Below are 13,381 nucleotides of genomic sequence, written 5' to 3' on the forward strand. Positions count from 1 at the left end.
CAGATTTTGCAGATTAAGCAGATTGCTAATTCGTGCCCATTCGTGAAATTCGTGGCAAACAAAACTTAAACATTCGTATTAATCGACATCAGGTATTTTTTTGGAGTTGTGGCAAATTTTTTCTTGAATGCCGCAATGAAGTGACTTCCGGTGCTGTAGCCTATTTTCAATCCTACTTCATTTACATTGTAGGAGCCGCTGTCGAGCAGTTTTCTGGCGAAATCCATTTTATAATCAAACAGAAAACCATAAACGGTATCGCCGTAAATTTGTTTAAAACCCATTTTCAGTTTCTTCAGAGTCAGGCCAATTTCATCAGCCAGTTCCTGCAAACCCGGTGGCTCGGCCATATTGGCGATAACGATTTCTTTGGCTTTTCGAATCTTTAAAACATTATCCTCATCAATCAAAAACGGACATTGTTCTGCATTGGGATCTTCGGTTCTGTTAAAATACAAACTCAGCAATTCGTATCCTTTTCCTTTATAATAAAGGTTTTTTATAGACGGATGCAGATTATAATGAAACAGCTGACTCAAAACAATTGCCATGGACGGACTGATATTTCCTTCGTTATAATACTTTTTGTCTTTATTATCAGGACTTAAAAAAGTAATATAATCGGCTTCAGCAGAAAACAACGCGTGAAATTTCTTAATCGAAACAATGACAGAAATCACCCAGGAATTCGGAGCGAGTTCCAGATTCAGCGGTAATTCTTTCTGTGGATTGTACAAAAGCAATGATTTTTCTTCTTTCAGATCCAGTGCATAAGTGCCCTGATTGAACAAGAATTTGGCATTCCCTTTTATCCCGAAGTGAAACTGTATCAGGCCACTACCCACTTCATGCTGTCCAAAAAAAGGTTCTGAACTGTCGTTTTGAAAGCGGATGAGTGTAAAGTCGTCTTCAATTTTTATAATTTCCTGAGAACTCATAGCGATATTTTTTTGAAAGATAAATGAAGTGAAAAGCAAAATGTTATTTAGAATGACTCTAAACAAAACATTTCTAACAACTTGATTTTGCTACAAAAATAATGCTTTTTGCCTAAAAACAGACGTTTAGAAATAAAAAATCATGTAGCGACACAAAAAGTACTTTGAGCGTTACTTTTATAAAAGCTATAATGATAATTTTGTTGCACTTTTATGAAAGTGGATTTATGGAAAACAATAACATACCGAAACATCTTTATTTTTACTCAGTTGGTCTGAGTTACAAAAAAGCCGATGCTGAGGTAAGAGGTAAATTTAGTCTGGATGCAATTGCAAAAACGCGTTTGCTGGAACAGGCTAAAACGGAAGGGATAGAAAGCTTGATTGTAACTTCGACCTGCAACAGAACTGAAATTTATGGTTTTGCAGAACACCCATTTCAACTAATTAAATTAATATGCGACAACAGCAACGGTTCTGTTGATGCCTTCCAGAAAGTTGGTTTTGTTTATAAAAATCAGGAAGCGATCAATCATATGTTTCGCGTTGGAACAGGATTAGACAGTCAGATTCTTGGTGACTTCGAAATTATTTCCCAAATCAAAACCTGTTTTGCACATTCAAAATCAATGAATCTGACCAATACTTTTTTAGAAAGACTGGTGAATGCGGTAATTCAGGCGAGTAAAAAAATCAAAAACGAAACGGAAATCAGTTCAGGAGCCACTTCGGTTTCTTTTGCTTCTGTACAATACATCCTTAAGAACGTTGAGGATATCAGCAATAAAAACATCTTACTGTTCGGCACCGGAAAAATCGGAAGAAATACCTGCGAAAATCTGGTAAAACATACCAAAAACGAACACATTACCTTAATAAACAGAACCAAGGACAAAGCAGAGAAATTAGCCGGAAAACTGAATCTGATTGTTAAAGACTACTCGGAATTACACCTTGAATTACAAAAAGCAGATGTTGTGGTTGTAGCAACGGGCGCCCAAAACCCGACGGTTGACAAAGCTATTTTAAATCTTAAAAAACCTTTACTGATTTTAGATTTATCGATTCCGAAAAATGTAAATGAAAATGTAGAAGAATTAGAAGGCGTGACTTTGATCCACATGGATTATTTGTCTCAATTGACAGATGAAACCCTTGAAAACCGCAAAAAACATATTCCGGCCGCTGAAGCAATCATTGAAGAAGTAAAGGAAGAATTTGTAACCTGGACCAAAGGAAGAAAATTTGCTCCTACCATCAATGCTTTAAAGGAAAAACTGAACGATATAAAGAATTCAGAATTAAATTTCCAAAGCAAAAAAATTGCTGGCTTTAATGAGGAACAGGCTGAAATTATCAGCGCGCGAATCATTCAAAAAATAACTACACATTTCGCCAATCACTTAAAAGACGACGATACCATGGTCGATGAAAGCATCGAATGGATTGAGAAAGTATTCAAAATAAAAGCATCTTAAATCATACAATTTTTTACCATGTAAATTATTTAAATTATTATAAGCGCAATGCTTAAATGAACTTAAATAACTTCTATGGTGAGAAAAAAAATAAAAATGGCTGAAAAAATAATTAGAATTGGAACCCGCGACAGCGAACTGGCACTTTGGCAAGCACATAATGTTGAAAAACAACTAAACGATTTGGGTTATAAAACCGAAATTATAGCTGTAAAATCAACAGGTGATATAATTCTGGACAAGCCTCTTTACGAACTTGGCATTACAGGAATTTTCACCAAAACACTCGACATTGCCATGATTAATGGTGAGGTAGACATTGCCGTTCACTCGATGAAAGACGTTCCGACAGCTTTACCAAAAGGTATTGTTCAGGCAGCAGTTCTGGAAAGAGCAAATGTTCTCGATATTTTGGTTCACAAAGGAAATCCTGACTTTACTAACCAGCCAAGTACAATTGCAACAGGAAGCCTGCGCCGTCAGGCACAATGGTTTAATAAATATCCGAATCATACTGTCGTTGATTTACGCGGAAATGTAAACACCCGCATGCAAAAATTACAGGACAACAACTGGGATGGAGCTGTTTTTGCTGCTGCAGGCCTGGAACGCATAAACCTGAAACCGGAAAATTATATCAACTTAGACTGGATGATTCCGGCACCGGCACAGGGAGCGATGCTTGTTGTGGCTATGGAAAACGACAATTATACGCTGGATGCCTTATCACAGCTCAATCATATTGAAACGGAAATCTGTACGTACATTGAACGTCAGTTTCTACGAACTTTAGAAGGCGGCTGTACAGCACCAATCGGAGCATTGGTAAATTATAATGAAGACGAGGATACCCTTCACTTTCAAGGCGTTTTGCTTTCTGTTGACGGAAAACAAAAGCTTGAAATTGACAAAACAGTTGCCATTGAAGAATGGAAAAAACTGGGATTCTTCGCTGCTCAGGAAATCCTGAACAATGGCGGAGCCGAATTGATGCAATCTATTAAAGAATCCCTGAAAAAATAATGGCCAAACCAATTCAAATAGTAGCTACAAAAAAGCTGTCGGGCGAACAAAAACAAGCATTGGCAAAAGTCAATATTGAAGTTGTTGAAGCTGATTTTATTCAGACCCAAAACAAACCTTTCGAATTAAAAGACCTCAACGAAAACCTGATTTTTACGAGTCAGAATGCCGTTCACAGCGTTTTATCTAATCCGGAATCAGAAAAACTGAAAAGTAAAAATGTTTTTTGCGTAGGCTTAAAAACAAAGATTCTTTTATCGGAGAGCGGCTTTAATGTTGTAGCTTATACTGGTTATGCTTCTGATTTAGCCGAAATTATCACCTTGATTTACCGCAATGAAAGCTTTACTTTTTTCAGCGGTAACCTTCGCAGGGAAACTTTGCCGCAAGCACTGAAAGAGGCTGATGTGAAATTTAATGAAATTCAGGTTTATGATACTTCATTAACGCCTCAGAAAATAAAAACAGCACCGGATGCCATTCTGTTTTTCAGCCCTTCCGGCGTTGAAAGTTATTTAAAAGAGAATATCATAAAGAAAGAAAAATGCTTCTGCATTGGAGAAACCACCGCAGACGCTTTAGAAAAAATCACCAAAAACATTATCATTGCAGATCAGCCAACGGTTGAAGATGTAATTGAAGATGTAATTGAGGAATACAAATAAGTAAAGCCATAAGCCTTAGGCAGTAAGCCATAAGCGAAAAAATAAAGACAAACAAAGCTTAAAGCCTAAAGCTTAAAGCCTAAAGCAAAAAAAACAATGTTAAAAAACGACCTATTTTTAAAAGCACTAAAAGGAGAAACTGTTCAGCGACCGCCAGTATGGATGATGCGTCAGGCAGGAAGATATTTACCTGAATTCATCGCTTTGCGTGATAAGTATGATTTTTTTACCCGTTGCCAGACTCCGGAATTAGCTGCTGAAATTACCGTACAGCCTATTCGCAGAATTGCTCCGGATGCCGCAATCCTTTTCTCGGATATTCTGGTTGTCCCTCAGGCAATGGGAATTGAAGTTTTAATGAAAGAGAATTTCGGTCCGTTTCTTCCAAATCCTATTCGTACCACGGCTGATGTTGAAGGCGTTTATGTACCGGACATTCAGGAAACCTTAGGATATGTAATGGATGCCATTAAACTGACTAAAGAAATGCTGAACGACGAAGTACCGTTAATTGGTTTTGCCGGTTCGCCATGGACGATTTTCTGTTATGCCGTTGAAGGAAAAGGATCTAAAAGTTTTGATACTGCCAAAGGATTCTGTTTTTCCAATCCGATAGCAGCCCACACTTTATTGCAAAAAATTACAGACACCACCATTTTATACCTAAAAGAAAAAGTAAAAGCAGGCGTTGATGCTGTTCAGATTTTTGATTCCTGGGGAGGAATGCTTTCTCCGGTAGATTATCAGGAATTCTCCTGGAAATACATCAACCAGATCGTTGAAGCGTTGGCCGATCACGCTCCGGTTATTGTTTTCGGAAAAGGATGCTGGTTTGCTTTGAATGAAATGGGTAAAAGTAAAGCTTCGGCTTTGGGTGTTGACTGGACTTGTTCGGCCAGAAATGCCCGTTATTTATCGGGTGGAAACATTACGCTTCAGGGAAATTTTGATCCTTCAAGATTGCTTTCCCCTATTCCAACTATCAAAAAAATGGTTCATGAAATGATCGACGAATTCGGAAAAGACAAATATATCGTAAATTTAGGCCACGGAATTTTACCAAACATCCCTGTAGACCATGCCAAAGCATTTATTGACGCGGTGAAGGAATACGGGCAATAGTATTTAGTTTTAAGTCAACGATTGGCTTTCCTGCAAGGTTTCCAAAACCTTGTAGATATAAATAAGTTACTAGTAGCGGTAAAGAATACCTACAAGGCTTTGGAAACCTTGCAGGAAACGTAACAAACGAAAAATGTTAAACAAAGGCCTAAGAGACGACGAAAGCGTCAGAATTGACAATGTCCTGAAAACATTGCGTGCTCTTGATTTTGTACCTCAGCCTTTAACCGATGATAAAAAATTTGAGGTTGAAAATCAGTTAAAAGAATTTGGTTTAGACATTGAAAGTTTAGTAGAATATCAAAATGAAGAATTGATTACACTATTAGTTCGATGTCATTTAGATTTTAATCAATTAGAGCAATTTGCTGATTTTTTAATGGAATTTTCAAAAGTGGAAAATTATAATTTTGAAGATAAAGCTTTAGCTATTTACCAATATATACAGCGAGAAAGCAACATTTTTTCTTTTGCAGTAAATACTAAAATCGCTTCTGCTAAAAACAAATAAAAATGAGTTTTACAGATTGGAAAACAGACCGTATTGAGCATATTCTTCCCGAAGAATTCTACAGTTTAATTGATAAGAATAAAAATCATATTGCAAAAACTTTCCCGGTAACACTTGCCAATACTGATGCTCTGAAGAAAGCAGAAAATTTCCTGAAGGTTAGTCTTGACAAAGAAAAAAACAAAGAAGGATTTTATTTTTACGCCAGAGATTTGACAAACAATACCTTAATTGGTTATTTATGTGTAAAAACGATCGATTATCGTATTTCCAAATGTGAATTGGGTTATTTTATTGACGAAGATTTTCAGGGAAAAGGAATTACATCAAAAATGGTTTCGGAGGCACTTGCTTTTTGTTTCAATGAATTAAAGCTGAATAAAGTTTTCATCTGTACTTCGGAAGTTAATGTGGCAAGCCAGCGAATTGCATTAAAACATAACTTCAAACAAGAAGGAATTTTACGCGATGAATTTAGAAACGGCGACGGCGAATTGCAAAACACCGTTTATTTCGGATTACTTAAATCAGAATACAAGACCCATGAAAGATAGATTTTACGCATACATACAAAAGTTACAAGACCAGATTTGCGCCGGACTGGAAGCCGTTGACGGAACTGCAAAATTCCGTGAGGATCTCTGGGAACGCCCTGAAGGCGGTGGCGGAAGGACACGCGTTATCGAAAACGGAACGGTTATCGAAAAAGGCGGAGTAAATATTTCAGCCGTGCACGGAAAATTACCGGAAGCCATGCAAAAGATGTTTGGCGTTGGGGAAGCTGATTTCTTTGCCTGCGGACTAAGCCTGGTGATCCATCCTAAAAACCCGATGGTTCCGACGGTTCATGCGAACTGGCGTTATTTTGAAATGTATGATACTTCGACTTCGCTCAGCACAGGGCCACGAAAAGTAATCGAACAATGGTTTGGCGGCGGGCAGGATTTAACGCCTTATTATTTGTTTGAAGAAGATGCCAAACACTTTCATCAAACCTGTAAAACGGCCTGCGACAAACACAATCCGGAGTTTTATCCAAAATATAAAAAACAGTGCGACGCCTATTTCTGGAACGCACACCGAAACGAAGCCCGTGGTCTTGGTGGCTTGTTCTTTGATTATTGCAAAGCAAACGAGCAAATGTCTATGGAAGACTGGTTCAGTTTTGTAAGCGAAGTGGGAAATAGTTTTCTGGAAGCCTATGTTCCGATTGTGGAGAGAAGAAAAAATCTGCCTTATACACCCGAACAAAGAAACTGGCAGGAAATCCGTCGTGGCCGTTATGTCGAATTCAATCTGGTTCATGATAAAGGTACTTTATTTGGTTTAAAAACCAACGGAAGAATCGAAAGTATCCTGATGAGTTTACCTCCGCATGTGCAGTGGGTTTACGATCATCATCCGGAAACAGGAAGTGAAGAAGAAAAATTACTAAATGTGTTAGAGCATCCGCAGGAATGGATCTGAGAAATTAAAGCCAAAATTCATTTAACTCATTTGTAATCATAAATTTAAATTGTAATTTAATCCAAAATCTTCAGTCTAAAATTTAAAATATTATGGAAAAGAGAGAAAGGTACATAGCACAATTACATCGTATGCATTCCGGGAAAGGATTTATTGCAGCACTGGATCAGAGCGGCGGAAGCACTCCAAAAGCCTTAGCACAATATGGTGTGCAGGAAAGCAGTTTTACGAACGATGAAGAAATGTATACGCTTGTACATGAAATGAGAACCCGAATTATAAAAAGCCCTGCCTTTGATCGCGAATATATTCTGGGCGCTATTTTGTTTGAAAACACTATGGATCGCAAAATAGACGGACAATGGACGGCCGACTATTTATGGGAAAAGAAAAACATAGTTCCGTTTTTAAAGGTAGACAAAGGACTTGCTGACCTTGAAAATGGTGTACAATTGATGAAACCTATTGCTAATTTAGATGAATTACTAAATCGTGCCGTAGAAAAAAACGTTTTTGGAACCAAGATGCGCTCTGTGATTAAAGAAGCCAATGCTGAAGGAATTCGCGAAGTAGTAGCACAGCAATTTGCTGTAGGTTTGCAAATCTTCAAAAAAGGACTTATCCCAATTATCGAACCTGAGGTTGATATTTATAGCGCCGATAAAGAAAAGTCAGAAGAAATTCTAAAAGAAGAAATCAAAAAACAGCTCAACGTATTGGATAAAGATGTAAAAGTGATGCTAAAACTATCGATTCCGACGGTAAATGATTTTTACAAAGAACTAATGTCAGACCCGCATGTGTTGCGTGTTGTAGCGTTATCCGGCGGATACGGTCAGGACGAAGCAAATCTCAAACTTTCTCAAAACCATGGGCTGATTGCCAGTTTCTCAAGAGCACTTTCTGAAGGACTTAGCTCTGGTCAATCTGATGCTGAATTCAATACTAAACTAAAAAAGACTATTGGAGAGATTTATACGGCTTCAGTTACTTAATATCAAAATTAAAATCAGTTTTATAAAAAATCCCCGAGATAAAATGAAAATCTAAAATAATCCTGTAAAGCTATTTTAGGTTTAACTGTAAATATTAAAAAAATTTCAGGACGAGACAAATGTTCTTCTAAGAGTGAGACTCGATCTAGTGGAGAAAAGAATAGATTACTCTGTTAATACTTTTTTAATACACTAACAATGTATAATCAGAAAAATCAATTTGTTTTCCATCAAAATCTTCCTTGAACTCGCCTATTAAACCACATGGAATATTTCCTGCAGAATAGATTTCTAAAAGATATTTGAAAAATACTGGAATTTTTTTATTCATTGAAAAATAATGATTTTCCATTGCCGCCCCATGAATATTCCATAAGACGTCATCAACAATGCTTTTATTAAGCTTATTTTTTTCTATGAATTTTTCAGCAATTTCTTCTGTAGGTTTCAGATTTTTTTTCACAATTTCTGCAATCTTATTCCAATCCTGATAATCATTTTGATTATTTCTATGGAGAAAAACAGTCAATCTATTTTTCGCTTCCAATGTGAAATCTTCCCAATTTTGAGAAGAAATATTCTCTTGCATTTCATCAAGAGAAGTCAAAAACTTAATTTTGATTGGAAAATTTGAAATAGAAAACTCTTTTCCACAATTAAAAAACCAATCTATAGTATTTACTTTTTCGAAAAATGAATCAGACATATCGCTTTATTATTAAAAATAAGATTTTTCCTAATTTTACAAATCTACTTTAAATAACAATATCCAGCCATTTTTTTAGATAATATTAACTCATTCTAACCTCAGCTAATATCCTTATTCTGTTCCTTTTTCTTTAACTTTGCAGCACTTATTAAAAGCTTGAATAATCTTCAAAAAAAACAAAAACAATATCACATTTAGGACAAAGATTAATCAATCTGCTCTCAAAGAAATCAGATCAAAATCTAAAATCTAAAATCTAAAATCTAAAATCTAAAATCTAAAATACTATGTTCCCATTACACAGAGGCAGAAGATTAAGAGTAAATGAATCCATTCGTTCTTTAGTTCGTGAGACCACTTTAAGTCCGTCAGACTTTATGTTTCCGATGTTTGTTACTGAAGGCGAAAATGTAAAAGTTAAAATTCCTTCGATGCCCGGAATTTTCCGCAGATCGATTGATTTAACAGTAGAAGAAGTAAAAGAAATTTATGCTTTGGGTATTCGTGCGGTTAACATTTACGTAAAAGTAAGCGAAAACCTAAAAGACAATACCGGCAAAGAAGCCTGGAATAAGGACGGATTAATGCAACAGGCGATTCGCGCTATCAAAGCCGCCTGTCCGGAAATGATCGTAATGCCGGATGTGGCTTTAGACCCCTATTCTGTTTACGGCCATGACGGAATTATAGCAAACGGAGATGTTGAAAACGACAGCACTGTTGCCGCACTGGTAAAAATGGCCGTTTCCCATGCTCAGGCAGGAGCTGATTTTGTGGCACCAAGCGATATGATGGACGGACGTGTTTTGCGTTTAAGAGATGGCCTGGATGCGGCTGGTTTCCACAATGTTGGCATCATGAGCTATTCGGCTAAATATGCCTCTGCTTTTTATGGCCCTTTCCGCGATGCTTTAGACTCGGCTCCGGTCGATACAACTGATATTCCGAAAGATAAAAAAACCTATCAAATGGATTATGCCAACCGTATCGAAGCCATAAAAGAAGCTTTATCTGATGTTGAAGAAGGTGCAGATATGGTGATGGTAAAACCGGGAATTGCCTATCTGGATATTGTCCGTGAAGTAAAAAATGCCGTTCATGTTCCGGTTACCGTTTATCATGTTTCCGGAGAATATGCAATGATAAAAGCAGCTGCAGAAAGAGGCTGGCTGGATAATGACAAAATCATGATGGAACAACTAATGTGTATTAAACGCGCCGGTGCCAGCCTGATTTCGACTTATTTTGCCAAAGAAGCAGCCATCCTTTTAAATAAATAAAAAATGAAAAAAATACTATTCTTATCTGCCGTTTTAGCGTTGGCTTCCTGTAAAAAAGAAACCACTGAAAATCCTGTTACAACCTCAACAGAAGCGTACTCAGAAGGAGAAACAGCAAAAGCTGCAACTCCCGAAGCTTTGGGAAAAGAAATTTTTGAAGGAAGAGGAAATTGTACCTCCTGCCATCAGGTGGATCAAAAAGTAATTGGTCCGAGCATTCAGGAAATTGCCAAAATTTATAAAGATAAAAAGGGAGACATCGTTACTTTTCTAAAAGGAAATGCCGATCCTATCGTTGATCCGAGTCAGTTTTCGGTAATGAAAACCAATTTTCCTGTAACGCAGGCCATGTCTGATGAAGAACTGAAAGCCATAGAAACGTATATCTACAGTAATTTGAAATAGTCTTTCGTTCCTGCTGACATACTGTTGTCATTGCATGATTTTAAATTTATCGCTTAATTAAAAATCAAGTAAAAATGATCATTGAAAAATTCAATGTAATCGGTATTTCAGTACGAACTACAAACGAAAATGGTAAATCAGGAGAAGATATTCCTGCCCTTTGGAACCAATTTATGTCTGAAGGAATTCAGCATAAAATTCCGGGTAAGGTTTCAGAGACTCTTTTTTGTCTGTATACTGATTACGAAAAAGATCATACCAAACCCTACACCACTATTCTGGGCTGTGAGGTTGAAAGTTTGGATTTCATCCCTGAGAATATGGTAGGAAAATCAATTGAGACAGCCGGGTACGAGCAGTTTACTGTCAAAGGAAATTTAAACGAAGGCATTGTTTTCAATAAATGGCTGGAAATGTGGAATTCCGGTTTAAACCGAAGTTTTACCACTGATTTTGAAGTGTATGATGAGAAAACACAAGACCCTGAAAATGCAGCAGCAGACCTGTTTATTGCCATTCCGTAAAAGATAAAACAAAAACGGCGCTGAAATCGGCGCCGTTTTTTTATGATTTGGTATTACCAGATTTTAACTCTTTTCTCTGGTTCTACATACATCTTATCTCCTTTTTTGATTCCAAAAGCATCATAAAAAGCATCTACATTCTGAATTGGCACATACGCTCTGTACATTCCCGGAGAGTGCGGATCTGTTTTTACCTGGCTTTTGATTGCCTCATCTCTTGATTTTGTTCTCCAAACGGTAGCCCATGAAATAAAGAAACGTTGTTCCGGCGTGAAACCGTCAATTAAACCCGGATTCCCATTGGCTTTCAGATACAATTGCAATCCATCGTAAGCAGCGTTTATTCCGCCTAAATCACCAATATTTTCACCTAAAGTAAATTTACCGTCTACATGTATTCCCGGTAAAGGCTCCAAAGCACTGTATTGGGCTGCTAATGCAGTTCCAAGTTCCGTAAATTGTTTTAAGTCATCAGCCGTCCACCAGTCAACAAGGTTTCCGTCTGCATTGTAACGTGCTCCCGAATCATCAAAACCATGTGAGATTTCGTGACCGATAACCGCTCCGATTCCACCATAATTTACAGCTTCGTCTGCCTCGTAGTTGTAAAATGGAGGTTGTAAAATGGCCGCAGGGAAAACAATTTCGTTATAAGACGGATTGTAATAGGCATTTACCGTTTGTGGAGACATTCCCCATTCCGTTTTGTCAACCGGTTTACCCAGTTTACCTAAATCTTCCTTATAATCCCATTTTGATAAATTGGATACATTGGTAAAGTACGTTCCGCCTTCTGAAACATTTTTAATTTCCAAAGCTGAATAATCTTTCCATTTGTCCGGATAACCAATTTTGATGGTAATTTTCTTTAATTTCTCAATTGCTTTTACTTTAGTCGCTGCAGACATCCAAGGCAATGCATTGATTCTGTTTTCATAAGCCAGAATAACATTCTGAATCATTTTCTGTGCTTTGCCTTTTGCTTCAGCAGGAAATAATTTTTCAACATATAATTTTCCTAACGCTTCTCCGGTTGCATTATTGATTACCTGCAAAGCCATTTCTTCGCGCGGACGTTGTTTTAATGCACCTGTTAATGTTTTTCCGTAGAAATCAAAATTGGCATTTTCAATCTCTGTACTTAATAAAGAAGCTGATTTGTTTAAAGCGGACCATTTCAGGTATTCTTTCCAGTCTGCTACTTTCTTTTCAGTAAAAATCTTTTCCAGTTCAGCCATATAACGAGGCTGAGTTACAATTACCGTATCAACTTTTGCCATTCCGATTCCTGCAAAAAACTTATCCCACTGAATAGAAGGAATCGTCTTTTTTAAATCGGCAACCGCGGTTGGATTGTATTGTTTTCTGCGGTCTCTGCGTTCCACACGATCTAATCTCGGAGCAGACATAGCCGTTTCCAATGCCAGAATCTGAGCCGCGCTTTGTTTTGCTTTTGCCGGATTTTCTCCGATAAACTGCATCATTCTGGCAACATGAAGCTCGTATTTAGCACGTTTTTCTTTAGAATCCTTATCATCGGCATTGTAGTAATCTTTATCCGAAAGGCCTAAACGTCCCGGTCCGATACTCACTGAATTGACGTTACTGTTTTTTGCATCAGCACCAATTCCTACTCCAAAGAAGCCAATACCGCCCTGAGGTTCCATTTCGATAAGGAAATTTTGCAGGTCTGTTACATTTTTTATGGCATCGATTTTCTTTAAAACAGGCTCAAGAGGTTTTACGCCCAGCTTATTTCTTCCAACGGTATCCAAAATGGTGTTAAACAATGCAATTGCTTTTCCCTGATCTGTATTGGATTTGTATTTAGGATCTTTCGAAGCTTCTTTCAAAATAGCCAGCGAATTATCGTCGGTTTTTTGCCTTAGTTCGTTAAAACTTCCCCATGAATTTCGGTCACTTGGAATCTCTGTTTTATCCAGCCAGGTTCCGTTTACATAACGGAAAAAATCCTCTGTAGGACTGATTTTAGTATTCATGTAGGAAATATTGATTCCCGGTTCTTTAGGTTTTGCATTTTGAGCTGTGACTGCTGTTAGTGAAAACATTACAGAAACAACACAAAACACTGGTTTGTTAAGGTGTTTAATCATTATAATTTATGAATTAAGGGTTTAATACAAACATATTGCTATTATTGTAAACTTTATGTTAAAATTATATAATTGTGAATCGTGAATTTTCAATGCAAATATTTCATTCTAATCCCCTAAAATTTTCATGAATATATATGCTGTTTTTAT

Annotated in this window: 14 protein-coding genes; 11 read left to right on the forward strand and 3 right to left on the reverse strand. The window is 37.1% G+C overall.

Annotation, left to right across the window (positions count from 1 at the left end; all coding sequences use genetic code 11):
* Nucleotides 1-65 precede the first annotated feature (65 nt).
* Nucleotides 66-938 carry an AraC family transcriptional regulator gene (locus D0817_RS08650; protein ID WP_127338002.1) on the reverse strand — a complete coding sequence of 291 codons (873 nt, stop codon included), beginning with the start codon at nucleotides 936-938 and terminating at the stop codon, nucleotides 66-68.
* Nucleotides 939-1,165: 227 nt separating this feature from the next.
* Here D0817_RS08650 and hemA point away from each other — a divergent pair, with 227 nt between their 5' ends.
* From hemA to D0817_RS08690, 8 genes are all read left to right on the forward strand, one after another.
* Entirely contained in the window at nucleotides 1,166-2,416 is a 1,251-nt protein-coding gene (hemA, locus tag D0817_RS08655) for a glutamyl-tRNA reductase (protein WP_127338003.1), read from the forward strand.
* 96 nt (nucleotides 2,417-2,512) lie between these two features.
* A complete protein-coding gene (hemC, locus tag D0817_RS08660; protein ID WP_127338004.1) occupies nucleotides 2,513-3,439 on the forward strand; it encodes a hydroxymethylbilane synthase in 927 nt (308 codons plus the stop codon).
* The gene (locus D0817_RS08665; RefSeq protein ID WP_127338005.1) at nucleotides 3,439-4,104 is read left to right on the forward strand and encodes a uroporphyrinogen-III synthase; all 666 of its coding nucleotides are present in this window, start codon (nucleotides 3,439-3,441) and stop codon (nucleotides 4,102-4,104) included. The genes hemC and D0817_RS08665 overlap by 1 nt, the downstream gene beginning before the upstream one ends.
* A 96-nt stretch (nucleotides 4,105-4,200) precedes the next feature.
* Nucleotides 4,201-5,226 carry a uroporphyrinogen decarboxylase gene (hemE, locus tag D0817_RS08670; RefSeq protein ID WP_127338006.1) on the forward strand — a complete coding sequence of 342 codons (1,026 nt, stop codon included), beginning with the start codon at nucleotides 4,201-4,203 and terminating at the stop codon, nucleotides 5,224-5,226.
* Between the two features lie 133 nt (nucleotides 5,227-5,359).
* Nucleotides 5,360-5,737, forward strand: a complete 378-nt coding sequence (locus D0817_RS08675) for a hypothetical protein (RefSeq protein WP_127338007.1) — start codon at nucleotides 5,360-5,362, stop codon at nucleotides 5,735-5,737.
* 2 nt (nucleotides 5,738-5,739) lie between these two features.
* Entirely contained in the window at nucleotides 5,740-6,291 is a 552-nt protein-coding gene (locus D0817_RS08680; protein WP_127338008.1) for a GNAT family N-acetyltransferase, read from the forward strand.
* Nucleotides 6,281-7,204, forward strand: a complete 924-nt coding sequence (gene hemF / locus D0817_RS08685; protein WP_127338009.1) for an oxygen-dependent coproporphyrinogen oxidase — start codon at nucleotides 6,281-6,283, stop codon at nucleotides 7,202-7,204. The genes D0817_RS08680 and hemF overlap by 11 nt, the downstream gene beginning before the upstream one ends.
* A gap of 92 nt (nucleotides 7,205-7,296) precedes the next feature.
* On the forward strand, nucleotides 7,297-8,199 hold the full coding sequence (locus D0817_RS08690) for a fructose bisphosphate aldolase (protein ID WP_127338010.1): 903 nt from the start codon (nucleotides 7,297-7,299) through the stop codon (nucleotides 8,197-8,199).
* A gap of 184 nt (nucleotides 8,200-8,383) precedes the next feature.
* Here the strand turns inward: D0817_RS08690 and D0817_RS08695 are convergent, their stop codons facing one another.
* A complete protein-coding gene (locus D0817_RS08695) occupies nucleotides 8,384-8,905 on the reverse strand; it encodes a hypothetical protein (protein WP_127338011.1) in 522 nt (173 codons plus the stop codon).
* Between the two features lie 290 nt (nucleotides 8,906-9,195).
* Between D0817_RS08695 and hemB the strand changes: the two genes are divergently transcribed.
* From hemB to D0817_RS08710, 3 genes are all read left to right on the forward strand, one after another.
* Entirely contained in the window at nucleotides 9,196-10,188 is a 993-nt protein-coding gene (gene hemB, locus D0817_RS08700; protein WP_127338012.1) for a porphobilinogen synthase, read from the forward strand.
* A gap of 3 nt (nucleotides 10,189-10,191) precedes the next feature.
* Nucleotides 10,192-10,593, forward strand: coding sequence for a c-type cytochrome (locus D0817_RS08705; protein ID WP_127338013.1), 402 nt, complete (start codon nucleotides 10,192-10,194; stop codon nucleotides 10,591-10,593).
* Between the two features lie 74 nt (nucleotides 10,594-10,667).
* The gene (locus tag D0817_RS08710; protein ID WP_127338014.1) at nucleotides 10,668-11,117 is read left to right on the forward strand and encodes a GyrI-like domain-containing protein; all 450 of its coding nucleotides are present in this window, start codon (nucleotides 10,668-10,670) and stop codon (nucleotides 11,115-11,117) included.
* Nucleotides 11,118-11,170: 53 nt separating this feature from the next.
* On the opposite strand, the gene D0817_RS08715 is transcribed toward D0817_RS08710, so the two are convergent.
* The gene (locus tag D0817_RS08715; RefSeq protein WP_127338015.1) at nucleotides 11,171-13,231 is read right to left on the reverse strand and encodes a M13 family metallopeptidase; all 2,061 of its coding nucleotides are present in this window, start codon (nucleotides 13,229-13,231) and stop codon (nucleotides 11,171-11,173) included.
* Nucleotides 13,232-13,381 lie beyond the last annotated feature (150 nt).

The sequence above is a fragment of the Flavobacterium cupreum genome (assembly GCF_003996965.1).
In the GTDB taxonomy this organism is placed as follows: Bacteria; Bacteroidota; Bacteroidia; order Flavobacteriales; family Flavobacteriaceae; genus Flavobacterium; species Flavobacterium cupreum.